The organism is Vibrio sp. BS-M-Sm-2 (assembly GCF_041504345.1).
GTDB classification, from domain to species: Bacteria; Pseudomonadota; Gammaproteobacteria; order Enterobacterales; family Vibrionaceae; genus Vibrio; species Vibrio satsumensis.
Window position 1 is genome coordinate 144,958 of the sequence record NZ_CP167894.1, and the last position, 14,903, is coordinate 159,860.

Here is a 14,903-nt window from a genome sequence, read left to right on the forward strand (position 1 = left end):
GGATAAAGCGCTACGGTAAGGATACGCTGATGACTTTTAGAACAAAAACGATCATTGGGATTGCCTCTATAGAAATAGTGATGCTTATGGCTCTTGTCATAAGTGCAATGTCATTTCTGTCGGATTCTAATGAACAGCAGCTTATCAAACGTGCGCAGGCAACTTCTCAACTGTTTGCTCGTGCAACCAAAGACGCAGTGCTATCCACTGATATCGCAACATTAGATGATATCGTAAAGGAGATCATGACGATCGAAGATATCGTCTATGTCAAAGTAGAGCGTAATGAAGTCTTGCTGAGTAGCGCCGGGTCTACAGACTATTTCAGTAAAGATATTCAGGTTGATACGAACTTATCCAACGTAGATGATGGAATATTCGATACGTATTACCCAATTGAAAGTGATGGACTAAAGTACGGCTCAATTTCAATTGGGTTCACAACCTCTTCGATCAATTCGATGCTTACAGATGCTAAGAAAACCATCAGTTCAATTGCCTTGATAGAGGTTATTCTTGTTGCCATCTGCTCCTTCATTTTAGGTACTTATCTAACTAAACATTTGTATCAGCTTTCGTTTGCGGTAAAAAAAGTTAGAACGCAAGGACCAGGTTTTCAGCTGAAAATAAAAAGTGACGATGAACTTGGTGATGTAGTCAACGCATTTAATGACATGTCTACCTCTTTGTCTAAAAACTACACGGACATCAAACAAGCGAGAGAACAAGCCGAGCAAGCGTCTGAGTCTAAAAGTCGATTTTTGGCCTCTATGTCTCATGAGATTCGAACCCCTATGAACGGTGTTCTTGGCATTTTATCGTTACTTAAAGAGACCAAATTAACAAAGGATCAAAGTCATTTAGTTAATACCGCTTCAACATCGGGCGAACTACTTTTATCTATCATTAATGACATATTGGACTTCTCTCGCATGGAAGCCAATACGCTCATTCTTGAACAAAAAACCTTCTCTCTCCAAGAGTGTATCCATAGCACCATTGATAGCTTTGAGCCGAGTGCCAACGCGAAAAATATCCAGCTTGTTACTCCTTATCAACCTGACCAACCCGTGATGGTGGTCGGCGACGTTCACCGCTTTCAACAAATCTTATTGAATTTGATTGGTAATGCGATCAAGTTTACTTCCGAAGGCAGTGTCATCGTTAATGTTGAGACTAATGAAACAGAAGATAATAAGGTAGAGATTACATGCCAAGTTGCCGATTCTGGGATCGGCATTGAATCTAACGCAATGAGCTACCTATTTGAAGAGTTCACCATGGTGGATCAAGGATATTCAAGACGTCGTGACGGTTCAGGGCTCGGCCTCGCCATTTGTAAACACCTAGCAAAACTCATGGATGGCAATATATCAGCAAGCAGCGAGGAAGGTGTAGGCAGTACCTTTACCTTTTCGGTAATGTTGGAAAAGTCATCAAATTCTGGGGAACACAGCCGTTCTGGTTCTTCTTCGGTGACGTTAAATCCTAAAATTTTAACCAGCCGTATTCTAGTAGCCGAAGATAACAAAGCGAATCAACTCGTTATCGTTAATATGTTTAAAAATGCTGGGATGACTATTGATATCGCGAACGATGGGAACCAAGCTGTCGAAATGGTAAAAAACAATGATTATGACTTCATCTTTATGGATATCTCTATGCCAGAAAAAGATGGCCTGCAAGCATGTTCCGAAATAAGAAGCTTACCTAACACTCAAAAAGCGTCTGTGCCAATCGTTGCGCTGACTGCGCACGCACTTGCCGGAGATAGAGAGCAGTTTTTAAATCAAGGTATGGATGACTACCTTGCAAAACCTATAAGAATGTCACAGATCGCTGATATGTTGCACCTTCACCTTGTTACCAAGCAGGAGCATGCTATTGAGTCCAAACCTAATACAGTGAAGGTATCTGAAAATAGCGAGCCTACAACTTCAGATATTCAGGCAAGCGGTACTTCTGACGAACCATATGCAACAGAGGGTTGTGAGGCTCTGGACGATCACAAAAATCAAATAGCCAATCAGCCACTAACGGAAATTCAAGAATCTGATCTGGTTGATGAGCAAATCCTTGAACAAATGGTTGAAGATACCTGTGCCGAAGTGATGCCAATGTTGATCGAACACTATATTGTAGAGTCTGGAAACCGCATAAAACTGATTCAAAAAGCTGTTGTGGAACAAGACCTATCGAACCTAGAGTTTGAAACTCACACCTTGGGCAGTTCCTCGCTCGCACTTGGGAACCGTCGCTTATCTGTGTTAGCGAGGAAAGTCGAAAAACTGTGTTCTGAGCAACAATCTGAGCTGGCGTTTTCTAAAGTCGATGAGCTAGTAGTTCTTGCTAAAGAATCTATGAATGCTATCGAGAAACGAAGAGAGCGAGGTTTTAATTAGGCTATGCGCTGCGGCTTATTGCTCACTACCCCAATCTCTTCTTTCACTCCTCTGCTTACTCCAACCACATACCTGACTATTGCCTCTTTCATTAAGCAGGCAAGGTTTAGTCAATGACGTTCATTACTATTCAATGCATTTTACATGCAAATTGTAGGGTTTAGTGACTTTTCAAAACAAGTAGCACACAAAATAATCACGTTATGTGACTCAGTCTAATAAAGCACATTGTAGATTGAGTCAAAGGTGGAATTCACAAGAATATTCCCTAAGATTATATACAGAGGTGATTTTTGACGAATTTGTAATAGTTTGACAATGTTATCTGATGATTCTGTGTAACACCTTATGTACTGTTATTTAGACTCATCCTCCCCTTTGCTCAAATGGTTTAAATTCAACGGAAAGGATCGCCAAAGAGCAATTTAGATAGTCAACTTACCTTGACTAGCTCAGTTGTATTATTAAAGAGAAAGGAACCTCAATATGAAATACAAGTTAAGCTCCCTATTTTTGTTAGTTGCAGCAGCCAGTGGTAATGCTAACGCAGGAGAATGTGGCAGCGTAACAATCGCAGATATGAACTGGAACTCTGCAACTTTAATCGCCAACATTGACCAATTCATCTTAGAACATGGTTATGGATGTGATGCCGAACTTATCCCTGGCGACACTATGCCAACCGGCACTTCAATGATAGAAAAAGGCCAACCTGATGTTGCTCCAGAACTTTGGAGTAATAGCCTAAAAGACGCTCTCGACAAAGGTGTGCAAGAAAAGCGCCTTCGCTACGCGGGTAAAGCACTTGTTAACGGTGGTGAAGAAGGCTTCTGGGTACCAGCTTACCTAGTGAAGCAATACCCCGAGATGGCGACCATCGAAGGCGTGCGTAAAAACGCAAGTATGTTTAAACACCCTGAAGACCCTGATACATCCGCATTCTACAGCTGCCCAGCAGGTTGGAACTGTCAAATCAGCGCCGGTAACTTGTTTGAAGCACTTAATCTAGAAGACAGCGGTTTCACCATTGTAGACCCAGGTTCGAGTGCCGGTTTATCTGGATCTATCGCGAAAGCTTACGAACGTGAAGAAGCTTGGTTTGGTTATTACTGGGCGCCAACCGCGGTGCTAGGTAAATACGATATGGTCAAAGTTGACTTTGGTAGTGGCGTCAATGAACAGGAGTTTTTGAACTGTACCACTAAGGAAGACTGTGAATCTCCTAAAGCGACCATGTACCCACCTTCACCTGTCCACACAATCACCACTGAAAGTTTTGCATCACGCGCACCTGAAGCGTACGACTACTTCACTAAGCGTGGTTTCACCAACGACAAAATGAACTCTCTGCTTGCATGGATGGAAGACAACCAAGCAGACGGCGAAGAAGCAAGCCTGCATTTCTTGAGTGAATTCCCTGAAGTATGGCACCCATGGGTTTCTCAAGAAGTGGCTAAGAAAGTTGAAGCACAACTGTAATCATTTGGCTTTCAAAGTGCTCACGTTTAACAAGTACTTCCGCTTAATAAGTAAGTACGCTTCAACAATAGAATAGAAATAACGTCGCTATACTTGATGTTATTCATGATTCGGTGCCCTTTTTCATTCGCGGTCATCCCATCGCATGAAAATGTGGCTCCGAACTATAAGGATATAAAATGGCTGACAGCAATTGGTTATCAAGTTTTCCAGAAATGGAACGTGCTGATTTACGAACCATAAAAAAGACGCTAGATGGCGCATACCGTGAATTTTCCCGTGAATACGGTGAAATGATTGAATCTCTCTTTGACCCTCTTCTTTCATTCCTTGTCTGGTTTGAAAAGCTCCTTATTTCAACACCTTGGATTATCGTCCTTGCTGTGTGTACAAGCCTTGTTTATGCCGCGAGCCGTTCTTGGAAACTGGCTTTGGGTTGTGTGGTTTCGTTGCTTCTCATTGGTTACTTTGGCATGTGGGAAGATACCATGCGTACACTCAGTATCATCACTGTGTGTACCTTGGTTTCAATATTATTAGGCATTCCGATTGGCATTGCGATGGCTCGCTCAAATCGAGCTCAATCTATCGTTACACCGATGCTCGATATCATGCAAACCATGCCGGCATTCGTTTACTTAATCCCAGTGGTAATGCTACTCGGCATCGGTAAGATTCCGGGGCTGATCGCCGTAGTTATCTACGCTATTCCACCAGTAATTCGTTTAACCAACCTAGGTATACGTTTAGTCGATAAAGAAGTCCTTGAAGCCGCTACCGCATTTGGTGCCAGCAAGAAACAACGCTTATGGGGTGTTCAACTTCCTCTAGCGATGCCTACAATCATGGCAGGTATCAATCAAACCATCATGATGGCACTGTCTATGGTTGTTATCGCATCAATGATCGGTGTTAAAGGCTTAGGACAACCGGTTCTTAAATCCATCACAAACCAATACTTCACGTTAGGCTTAATGAATGGTTTCGCCATCGTTGCCCTCGCAATTCTTTTTGACCGCGCTTCACAAGCTTACGCGAAAAGAACGAATGCACATTTAGGAGGATTCAAGCATGACTAAACCATTGATTGAGATTAGTGGCCTGTACAAAGTGTTTGGACCAAAACCTTTATCTGTGATGAACCGTGTCCAGAACGGTGAACACAAAGACGACATTCTTGCCGACACCGGACACACTGTCGGTTTGAAGGAGATTAACCTCGAGATTAACCGTGGTGAGATCTTCGTTATCATGGGGCTTTCTGGTTCGGGTAAATCGACTTTGATTCGTCACTTCAACCGTTTGATTGACCCGACACAAGGTAAGATCATGGTCGAAGGCATTGACGTCATGAGCCTCAACACCAAACAGTTGGAAGAATTCCGTCGTCATAAAATGTCGATGGTATTTCAACGCTTTGGCTTAATGCCTCATCGCACTGTAGTAGAAAACGTTGCATACGGGTTGGAAGTACAAGGCATCAAAAAAGAAGAGCGTCTAGCGAAAGCCAACGAATGGTTAGAAACGGTGGGTTTGAAAGGTTACGGCAAGCAATACCCTGCCCAACTTTCAGGAGGTCAGCAACAACGTGTTGGCCTTTCTCGCGCTCTGTGTACTAACGCTGAAATATTGTTAATGGATGAAGCCTTTTCTGCGCTTGACCCTTTGATCCGGAGTGAAATGCAAGATCAGCTTATCGAGCTTCAAGAGAAGCTTCATAAGACAATTGTTTTCATCACTCACGATCTGGACGAAGCACTCCGTCTAGGCGATCGAATCGCTATTTTGAAAGACGGCGAGTTAGTACAACAAGGCACACCACACGAGATTCTACTTAATCCTGCAGATGACTACGTAGAAGCCTTCGTTAAAGATGTAAACCGCGCTCGTGCATTGACCGTTGAAACGGTTATGCAGCCTCCTCTCTATCGAATCACCTCAGAAACGATTGAAGGTGCTTTGGCACAAATGAAGATGCTGAAAAATGATTACGCTTATCACGTAACCGATGATGGCTATCAGGGCTTAGTGACTCAAGAGAGCCTGCAAGACGCTGTTGAAGATGCATCGGTACATGACTTCAGCGAAGAGATATACGAAGAGGTTCCTGCCATTTTACCTGATGCCGTGATTGAAGAAGTATTGCCAGAGACTATGTCTTGTGACTACTCCCTTCCTGTTGTCGATGAAGACGGTAATCTAAAAGGTGAACTTGAAAGAAGTGCCGTTGCAGATATCTTCTCTGAGAATAGTGAGGAGGAAGAAGTTAGCGACGACCCAAAGCTAAAAGTTGACAAGGCATCATAGCCAAAGGCGGCTTTTGCGCGTAAGGCTTTTTATAGACAAATTTGAGCCAGTAAGATTCGAGCTAGAAAAAACCGTTATGAGACTTAGTCACAACGGTTTTTTTGTGCCCTTTTGTGCATCAAAACACATAGTTGGATAATGAAAGCTCCTTTAAATCAGTGAGTTAAATTCCAAACTTCACTCGTTCATCTATAGCTTCACATCTAATTATGTTTTGTATTTTAAGGCAAGCAGTTGAAATTATTCTAAAAAATGACTAAAACTAAATAATAAAGTTAAAGCATTGGTTATAAATATTAGCATCGAGCTAACGTACTCTCCTAACGAGACAATAAAAGGATTTAGTGTGACGAATTCAGCCTTACCCTCAAGCACTCCTATAATTGCGAGTACACCAAACAACAGCAAGCAATTTGAAATAGCTCTAGTTGATGAAAGCATCTTAGAACAAATGATTATAGACACGAGTGTCGAGGTCATGCCGATTTTAATTGATCACTATGTGCAAGAGTCACAAAGACGTATTGCTGCAATTAAACAAGCCGCGCTTAGCCAAGATTCTGAAGCACTTGAATTTGAATTGCACATATTAGGAAGTACGGCACTTGCGCTAGGGAACCGACCTCTATCAGATCTATCTCGCGCGCTAGAAAGACAGTGTTTAGAGAGCCAATACGATGCTGCATTTAGCCAAGTTGATGGTTTACTCGTATTAAGCAACCGTTCAATCCAAGCACTGATAGACAGAAAGAACAAAGGGTTTGGCTAGGCCCCTCTATATTTTCTGTGCTGTCTTGATTTACACGTTCAGTATCGGCGGTAGCAATACTCAAAGAGACACCCGAGATGCAACATGAAGACACCAAGCTAGTTTGATAATGGTTGCATGCGGTAGGTAACAATTAAATACAATGAGTATTGATGCAATTTTACCTCCATGCTATTGATTAGTTAGGATAAAGTTTCAAAAAGGAATTTTACAATGCGCCCTAAAGTATTGTTAGTTGAAGACTCCACCTCACTTGCTGTTCTCTACAAACAGTACGTCAAAGATGAACCCTACGATATTTTCCACGTTGAAACCGGCGCGGAAGCTAAGACCTTCATTGAAAGGCATTCACCACAGCTTGTTATTCTCGACCTTAAGCTACCTGACATGCCAGGCGAAGAAGTCTTAGATTGGATTAGTGCGAACGAAATACCAACCGCCGTCATCATTGCAACTGCACATGGCTCTGTAAACATCGCGGTAGACCTAATCCAACGCGGTGCGGAAGACTTCTTAGAAAAACCCATTCAAGCCGATCGACTCAAAACCTCTGTTCGCTTGCATCTAAAAAGAGCGAAACTTGAAAATATTGTCGATAACATGCAAAGCAAGTTCGATCGTGATCGCTTTCATAACTTCATCGGCTCTTGTCTACCCATGCAGGCGGTTTACAAGATCATTGATTCGGTAGCACCAACCACTGCTAGCGTGTTTATTAACGGTGAAAGTGGTACGGGTAAAGAAGTATGTGCAGAGGCTATTCATCAGGAGAGCCAGCGTAACGGCAAGCCCTTCGTTGCCATTAACTGTGGCGCTATCCCTCGAGACCTAATGGAAAGTGAAATCTTCGGTCATGTTAAAGGTGCGTTTACCGGTGCGACAACCGACCGTAAAGGTGCTGCAATGCAAGCGCATGGTGGCACCCTCTTTCTCGATGAGCTTTGTGAAATGGAGCTGGAGATGCAGAAGAAGCTCCTACGATTTTTGCAAACTGGTACGTTTACACCACTCGGTGGTAATCGTGAGATTAAAGTTGATGTCAGAATTATCTGCGCAACCAACCGCGATCCACTAGTTGAAGTAGAAGAAGGACGTTTTAGAGAAGACCTTTACTATCGTGTTCACGTCGTGCCTATTGAGATGCCACCACTTCGTGAAAGAGGAGGTGACATTGTCACTCTATCTAATCACTTCTTAAAGCTCTACGCGAAACAAGACAAAAAGAAGTTCAAATCAATAGACATAGAAACGCAAAACCTACTTAAACGTTATGCGTGGCCAGGAAACGTGCGTCAGTTGCAGAACATCATCCGTAATATCGTAGTGTTGAATAATGAAACGAGCGTAACCATAGATATGTTGCCCCCTCCGATTAATAAGGTGGATGCAACAATAGATTCGAAATCAGTAACGCCAATTCGAGTACCAACGCCCCAACCTGCTGTAGTAGAAACACCAAAAACTAAGTTGCCACCAATAACCCCAGAAGAGCTTGAGCAAGCTACTACGCCAAACGAGCAATCTGTTACGTTAAATGACCAAGCTGCTTTTTCAGATGGACAAGAGTTAACGACACCGGCCTTCACTACTAGTAACGGTAGTATTCGCCCAATGTGGCAAATAGAGCGCGAAGCCATTCAACACGCCATCAATTATTGCGATGGGAATGTGTTAAACGCTGCTGTGCTGTTAGAGCTTAGCCCTTCTACGGTTTATCGTAAGAAACAGGCTTGGGAATCGGAAGATGAGTACAATCAAGCCTAACCTAGGTGTACTCAACGTAAACCTTCACGAGATTTGGCTGTTAATCGACAGCCAAACTTTTGGAGGTATAGAAACGCATGTTTTAGAACTAGCACAAGGCCTGATATGTGAAAGCACTCAGTATTCAGATGCTGTTCGAATCGTTCTTTTGACTAAATTTGCTCCTGAAGCAATCATTGTTGAAAAGTTGAATGCACTGAACATCCCTTTTAGTTACCTCTCCGATTTAGCCTCATGCTCTGCAGATTTAAGCGGCAATAGCGCGACACAACTTAAATGTGCAGTTCAACATTTTCAGCCAAGACTTATACATGCTCATGGTTACAAAGCCAGTTTAGTCAGCAAGCTAATAAAGCTCCCACCTCGTTTTAACAACACCAAACAAATCACCACTTATCACGCAGGTGAAACCCCAACAGGCAAAGTATGGCTTTATGACTGGCTCGACCGTTACAGCAGCTTTCTTTCTGATCAGTCGCTCGTGGTCAGTGAGAAGATTAAAGCGAAAGTACCGAGTAAGACCTATCAATTGAATAACTTTGTTAAAGTTCCAAACGGATTAACAAGCTCCCCTTCATCAAGCCCATTCCATGTTGGCTTTGTGGGTCGATTAAGCCATGAAAAAGCGCCGGATCGATTTGTCGCATTAGCCAAACAGTTTCCCGATGTTCGGTTTGAGCTTTTTGGTGACGGACCAGAAATGGACGCCTTAACTAAATCACAGCCTGATAATGTTACCTTTCACGGTCATCAAACCAATATGGACGACGTCTGGAGCCAAATCGATCTGTTAATCATCCCTTCACGCTTTGAAGGCTTACCTATGGCGGCATTAGAAGCCATGATTCGTGGCATTCCCGTTCTCGCCAACTCAGTTGGCAACTTACCGCAACTCATCGAGCATCAAGTTAACGGCTACCTTGCCAATTCAAAAGCCGAGCTAGAACAGTTTTTATCTTTGTGGATATCATTGACGAGCGAACAACGTGACTCTCTCAAGAGTAACGCGATAAAAACCGTCAAAAGCCAATACTCACCGCAAGCTGTTGTCCCGCAGTTGTTGGAGATCTATCAACTCGACCGCTAAAACGAGTCGTAGTCAGGAATTGGTCACTTTGGCTTAACGATTTGGGCATCCGAGTCAGTTTTATAGTGATTCTCAAAATGAAAAACCTCAACTCAAAACTAACACCCCTCTGTAATGTAGCTTTAAATCAGTAACTTAAATAAAATGCATAACTGGCACTCGCTTTGCAATATTTAACATCAGGCGTCGCTACGCCTTAAAAAGTTTGCGAGCCGAGTCATGAAGAGTTTATTTGCGAATAGAGGTAACAATGATTAACCCTGAAGCCAATAGATTGCCAGTCATCATTACGATCAGTGCCTTGTGTGTTGGCCTTGGTGTTGTTTGGTACTTTGTGCCTCATCCTGCTGTAATTGTAGCGCTAGCTCTTGTGCCATTAGCCGGATTATTCGTTTTAAACAAGACATTTTGGTTAGTGTTACTGTTCGTTGTCTTTTCATTTTTCCGAATTCACGAAGCCATACCTCAACTCTATTCACTAAAAATACCGCTTATGCTCTCACTAGGCGCTCTATCAGCCCTACTTTGGCATGCATTAATCAGTAAAGAGCTTAAAATTTTCTGGCACCCTTGTTTAAATTGGCTCGCGATATTCTGGGGTTTGGTCTTCATCGGTATTATCTTCGCGTCTAACAGACCTATTGCTTTGGCAGAATTCAAAGGTGTGTATTGGAAAATAATGGTGATGACCCTTGCTATTGTTTGGCTAGTTAACAGCGCAGAGTATTTGGTCAAGACTTCGACCGCTATTATTTGTGCAGGATCATTAGTCGCCGGCATCGCGATTAACAATTCAATCCATGGTATTGGCCTAGTTGAAGGTAGCCGCGTAACAATAGGTCGTGATTTTGGCTCAATGTTAGGCGACCCGAATGACCTCTCTCTAGTTCTTATGTTCCCACTCGCCTTTGCTATCAGCCAAGTGGTCACGACGGGAATTCCACTTTCAAAACGTATCATCAGTGTCGGTGTAACGGTACTTTTACTTGCTGCAGTCATTGCCACACAAAGCCGTGGTGGCCTGCTTGGCTCGCTTGCTGTTATCGGGATATTTGCATTTAAAGTAATTCGTTCAAAATCACTGCTGATTACTTTGGGGGCAATAGGAGCGATTGGTCTTTACTTTGTTGCAGGGATTTCAGATCGAGCATCAGGCGGCGCGGCTGAGCAAGGAGTCGACGAGTCTGCGATGGGGCGGATTTACGCGTGGGAAGCTGCTTTCAAAATGGCACTAGACAACCCATTAACCGGAGTCGGTTTAGATAACTTCTTTTCCAACTACTTCTTCTACAGTCCTCACTGGGATGGTTTAAATCACGCAGTTCACAGTACTTGGTTCGGCGTACTCGCTGAAACTGGATTTCTAGGACTGATCATATTTGTGATACTGATTACCTCGCTGATCAAAACGATACGCTTAACACTCAAACAACTTTCAGAAACCACCAACACAGTAGACCCAAATCTTAATGCTGCTGCTTACGCTGTATATGCAGGGTTAATCGGCACCATAGTCTCTGGTACTTTCCTGACACAAGGCTTCAATTGGCCTATTTATATACTCTCAGCACTGGTTGTTGCTATTGCGAACATCTCTCAAACTGCCTGTCAAAAAGAGAAAATCTAAAGACACATTCGTAACCAATTGAAAATTAGAAACTTATTAAATGGCACAGTATATGAAAGTACTTCTATATAACAAAATTGAGGAGTTTCATTATGACGTCAGTATCTATACATCAATTCAAACATTGGCTTAAGTTTCACCCCAATTCTCGAATTAGAAATGTGTTTTTCATTTTGAAAAATATAAGAAGCGCAGAACTACCAACTCCAAAAGTCTTTAATCGCTGCCTGTACCAAGGTCACAAGCTTGTCGTGAATATGGTGTCTGGCTTTACTCGATTCTTCTACTGGACACCGGCTTTCAAAGGTCGTGTCGCTCAATGTGGCAAACGTCTCTATTTGTATGGAGGCCTCCCTTTCGTTAGCGGCCCAGTACAAATTTCGATTGGCGACAACTGCCGTATCTCAGGCCACACGACATTTTCGGGCTGTACACAGCCACTTGAAGGCTTGGAACATCCATTACTGTCTATCGGTAATAATGTGGACATTGGCTGGCAATCCACGATTGCAGTCGGAGGTAAAGTCATTATCTCTGACAATGTACGTATCGCAGGCGGCGCTTTCTTATTTGGATATTCTGGCCACCCACTTGATGCAAAACGTCGAGCACAAGGTGAAGGCGATGACCCTCAGCAAATAGGCGATATTATTCTTGAACCCGATGTTTGGCTAGGCACCAATGTCACCGTTAAAGGCGGAGTGACCATAGGCGAAGGAACGGTTGTTGCAGCCGGTAGCGTTGTTACCAAAAGCATTCCACCGTTTTCAATCGCTGCAGGTAACCCTGCACGAGTCGTCGGTCACATTAAGTCCGTAGAAATTACCGAATCTGATGTATTCGATTCATTTGAAACTCGCGGAGGTGACCATGCGTGATTTAATCGTATTTGGTGAAGACTTTGGTGGCCTACCTTCATCGACTCAACATTTAGTGCGTCACCTAGCTAAACAGCACAAAGTATTATGGGTGAACTCTATCGGCCTAAGACAGCCAAAACTATCATTTAAAGACATCACTCGCGCCTTTAACAAACTGATTGGTAGAAGTAATGCGGTTACTCAAAACATGTTAGATTCCCAAAATACCATTGATACTTCCAACCACGGAAACATCACGGTCATCAATTTAAAGACCATACCTGCGCCTGCTTCTAAGTTATCGAGAAAGCTAGCTCAGCAAATGATGGTACGCCAATTGAAGCCAATTATTTCTGAATTGAACCTTCATGCCCCCATCTTATGGACTTCGCTTCCGACCGCTGTCGATTTGTGCGGACATTTAGGCGAGTCATCTGTGGTTTACTACTGCGGTGATGATTTTAGCGCCTTGGCTGGTGTCGACCATGACACTGTAGCGCAACACGAATCTAAGTTAATCGATAAAGCGTCTCTTATATTCGCGGCTAGCAAAAAATTGATGGATAAATTTCCAAAACATAAAGCACACTTGCTACCACATGGTGTAGACGTCAACCTATTTTCGACACCAGTACCAAGAGCAAAAGATTTACCAAGCAGCCATCGTCCCATAGCTGGTTTTTATGGAAGCCTATCTAAGTGGCTTGATTACGACATGATTGAGCATGTTGCCACAGCAATGCCGGAATGGGACTTCGTATTCATAGGCCCCAATGAACTTGATACATTATCATTGCCTAAGCTTGAGAACGTTCACTACTTAGGTCCTCGTCCACACCACACGTTGCCAAGTTATTCTCAGCACTGGGATGTTAGCCTATTACCTTTTGTTGATAATGAACAAATCCGCGCATGTAGCCCATTGAAGTTGATGGAATATCTCGCAGCAGGAACGCCAATTGTCACGACCCCTTTCCCTGCAATAGCACCTTATAAAAGTTACGTAACATCAGTAGAGAGCGCTAGGCAGATGATTGAGGCTCTCGATCAAGCTCGTCATTTTGAAAACTCGCCAGTCTCTGTCGTCGCGAAAGACAGCTGGCAGAACCGCGGTAACTTCGTTCATTGGATGCTGGAGCTATTATGAATAATCTGAAATTGCGGTTATTGTCCATCTTGAATGCAATGTGGCGCCAGCGCTACGTAATCGTACTGCCTATTCTAATTTTGCCTTTAGTAGGCTTTGGGGTCAGTAAATTAGCCCCGACCAAGTATGACGCGCATACCAGTATGTTGATTCAAGAAACGGCCAAAATGAATCCATTTTTGGAAGACCTTGCCGTTTCAACCATGCTTAAAGACCGACTCAACGCATTAAGAACACTGCTTCACAGTCGACATGTTCTTTATTCTGTGGCTGACGAACTGCAATTGACCAGGTCAGATATGTCAGAGTTAGAAAAAGAAGAGATTATCACTGACTTATCGCAACGTTTATCTGTGATTCAGCTTGGAAAAGACTTTTTGAAGATCAGTTTAACCTCTCATACTCCAGTTGGTATGGAACAAACCCTTCGCTCGGTTAGTGAGCATTTCATTGAGCAATTGTTGGCGCCTGAGCGTTCTTCGATTGAAGACTCAAGTAACTTTTTGAAAATTCACATCGATAAACGTCATATCGATCTTGAAAAAGCAGAAGAAGCATTGGCTTTATACATGAACGAAAACATGCAATCGACACCAGAAGTACAAAGCCAAAGTCTAAACCGCTTAGCATCACTCAAACAGAATCTCGCTGAAAAAGAGGCTGAATTATCCGGTGTCGAAAAAAGCTTAGGGTCTATCGATCAACAGCTTTCTAAAACCAACCCAGTAATAGGTCGAATAGAAGACCAAATCATAGACATTCGTAGTGAATTGACATTACTGCAAGCAAAATACACAAATAAACACAGTGCTGTACAGGCTAAAGTTCGCGAATTAGACAGGCTTGAGAAAGAGAGAACGACTTTATTAGAAGTGACGCAACCTGCCATGAACAGCGACCAACTTTGGGACATCGCGAGTAGCGCTACACTGAACAAACTATCCAATACTCAACCACTTTTGGTCACCCAGCTACATAGTCTACAGCTGGTTCGTGCTCGCTTTGAATCGTTAACGGAAGAGACAAAAAGCCTTCGTACTATGATCTTTGAGTTAGAACACAAAGCCAATAACTTCGGTGAAAATGCAAAAGAGATGTATCGTCTTAAACGACAAGTTGAAATCAAGCGCCAACTATACGATGAACTGACTGAGCGTTATGAAATGGCTCAATTAACGGGCTCATTGGGCGTGTTCGAACAAAACAAGCGTGTAAAGATTATCGATTTGCCCTTCACTCCGAGTATGAAATCAAACATGCCTACATTTATCTTCCTTCTGGCTGGATTCGCTGCAGGTATAGGATTGGGGATTGGCTTAGCTATAGTGTTTGAGCTGTTCGATTCTTCAATCAAGCGCAAAGACGAAATTGAAGATATCTTGGGTGTCCCGGTGATAACAGTGATCCCTAAAATGAGTTAATCAGCCTTTAAAGTAAGACTCTTGCTTAGGTTTACTTCCT

Annotated in this window: 10 protein-coding genes and 2 pseudogenes; all 12 read left to right on the forward strand. The window is 43.0% G+C overall.

What is annotated here, in order from left to right; translation table 11 throughout:
- Positions 1–29: 29 nt before the first annotated feature.
- The 12 genes and pseudogenes from AB8613_RS00545 (at position 30) to AB8613_RS00600 (ending at position 14,863) form a co-directional block, all read left to right on the forward strand.
- Positions 30–2,402 (forward strand): response regulator, encoded by a 2,373-nt coding sequence (locus AB8613_RS00545; protein ID WP_372384188.1) that lies wholly within the window; start codon positions 30–32, stop codon positions 2,400–2,402.
- A gap of 486 nt (positions 2,403–2,888) precedes the next feature.
- Positions 2,889–3,881, forward strand: coding sequence for an ABC transporter substrate-binding protein (locus AB8613_RS00550; protein WP_146491559.1), 993 nt, complete (start codon positions 2,889–2,891; stop codon positions 3,879–3,881).
- Positions 3,882–4,060: 179 nt separating this feature from the next.
- Positions 4,061–4,960 (forward strand): proline/glycine betaine ABC transporter permease, encoded by a 900-nt coding sequence (locus AB8613_RS00555; RefSeq protein ID WP_086711345.1) that lies wholly within the window; start codon positions 4,061–4,063, stop codon positions 4,958–4,960.
- Positions 4,953–6,188 (forward strand): glycine betaine/L-proline ABC transporter ATP-binding protein, encoded by a 1,236-nt coding sequence (locus AB8613_RS00560; RefSeq protein ID WP_285954216.1) that lies wholly within the window; start codon positions 4,953–4,955, stop codon positions 6,186–6,188. The genes AB8613_RS00555 and AB8613_RS00560 overlap by 8 nt, the downstream gene beginning before the upstream one ends.
- 346 nt (positions 6,189–6,534) lie before the next feature.
- A complete protein-coding gene (locus AB8613_RS00565; protein WP_372384189.1) occupies positions 6,535–6,957 on the forward strand; it encodes an Hpt domain-containing protein in 423 nt (140 codons plus the stop codon).
- 213 nt (positions 6,958–7,170) lie between these two features.
- Positions 7,171–8,461: pseudogene (locus AB8613_RS00570) on the forward strand (sigma-54-dependent transcriptional regulator); the annotation flags it as partial.
- Positions 8,462–8,529: 68 nt separating this feature from the next.
- Positions 8,530–8,721: pseudogene (locus tag AB8613_RS00575) on the forward strand (helix-turn-helix domain-containing protein); the annotation flags it as partial.
- On the forward strand, positions 8,702–9,808 hold the full coding sequence (locus AB8613_RS00580) for a glycosyltransferase family 4 protein (protein WP_285954214.1): 1,107 nt from the start codon (positions 8,702–8,704) through the stop codon (positions 9,806–9,808). The pseudogene AB8613_RS00575 and the gene AB8613_RS00580, both read left to right, overlap by 20 nt.
- A 250-nt stretch (positions 9,809–10,058) precedes the next feature.
- The gene (locus AB8613_RS00585; RefSeq protein ID WP_146491555.1) at positions 10,059–11,435 is read left to right on the forward strand and encodes an O-antigen ligase; all 1,377 of its coding nucleotides are present in this window, start codon (positions 10,059–10,061) and stop codon (positions 11,433–11,435) included.
- 92 nt (positions 11,436–11,527) lie between these two features.
- Positions 11,528–12,313: a DapH/DapD/GlmU-related protein gene (locus AB8613_RS00590; protein WP_285954212.1), complete on the forward strand. Its 786-nt coding sequence runs from the start codon at positions 11,528–11,530 to the stop codon at positions 12,311–12,313.
- On the forward strand, positions 12,306–13,442 hold the full coding sequence (locus AB8613_RS00595; RefSeq protein ID WP_285954211.1) for a glycosyltransferase: 1,137 nt from the start codon (positions 12,306–12,308) through the stop codon (positions 13,440–13,442). The genes AB8613_RS00590 and AB8613_RS00595 overlap by 8 nt, the downstream gene beginning before the upstream one ends.
- Complete coding sequence (locus AB8613_RS00600; RefSeq protein WP_372384190.1) at positions 13,439–14,863, forward strand: GumC family protein; 1,425 nt, start codon at positions 13,439–13,441, stop codon at positions 14,861–14,863. Before AB8613_RS00595 ends, AB8613_RS00600 begins: the two co-directional genes overlap by 4 nt.
- Positions 14,864–14,903: the final 40 nt, after the last annotated feature.

Bases quoted from the DNA above. Each gene is read 5' to 3' on its own strand.
- AB8613_RS00545 (WP_372384188.1), top strand. From the start codon at position 30: ATGACTTTTAGAACAAAAACGATCATTGGGATTGCCTCTATAGAAATA.
- AB8613_RS00550 (WP_146491559.1), top strand. From the start codon at position 2,889: ATGAAATACAAGTTAAGCTCCCTATTTTTGTTAGTTGCAGCAGCCAGT.
- AB8613_RS00555 (WP_086711345.1), top strand. From the start codon at position 4,061: ATGGCTGACAGCAATTGGTTATCAAGTTTTCCAGAAATGGAACGTGCT.
- AB8613_RS00560 (WP_285954216.1), top strand. From the start codon at position 4,953: ATGACTAAACCATTGATTGAGATTAGTGGCCTGTACAAAGTGTTTGGA.
- AB8613_RS00580 (WP_285954214.1), top strand. From the start codon at position 8,702: ATGAGTACAATCAAGCCTAACCTAGGTGTACTCAACGTAAACCTTCAC.
- AB8613_RS00585 (WP_146491555.1), top strand. From the start codon at position 10,059: ATGATTAACCCTGAAGCCAATAGATTGCCAGTCATCATTACGATCAGT.
- AB8613_RS00590 (WP_285954212.1), top strand. From the start codon at position 11,528: ATGACGTCAGTATCTATACATCAATTCAAACATTGGCTTAAGTTTCAC.
- AB8613_RS00595 (WP_285954211.1), top strand. From the start codon at position 12,306: ATGCGTGATTTAATCGTATTTGGTGAAGACTTTGGTGGCCTACCTTCA.
- AB8613_RS00600 (WP_372384190.1), top strand. From the start codon at position 13,439: ATGAATAATCTGAAATTGCGGTTATTGTCCATCTTGAATGCAATGTGG.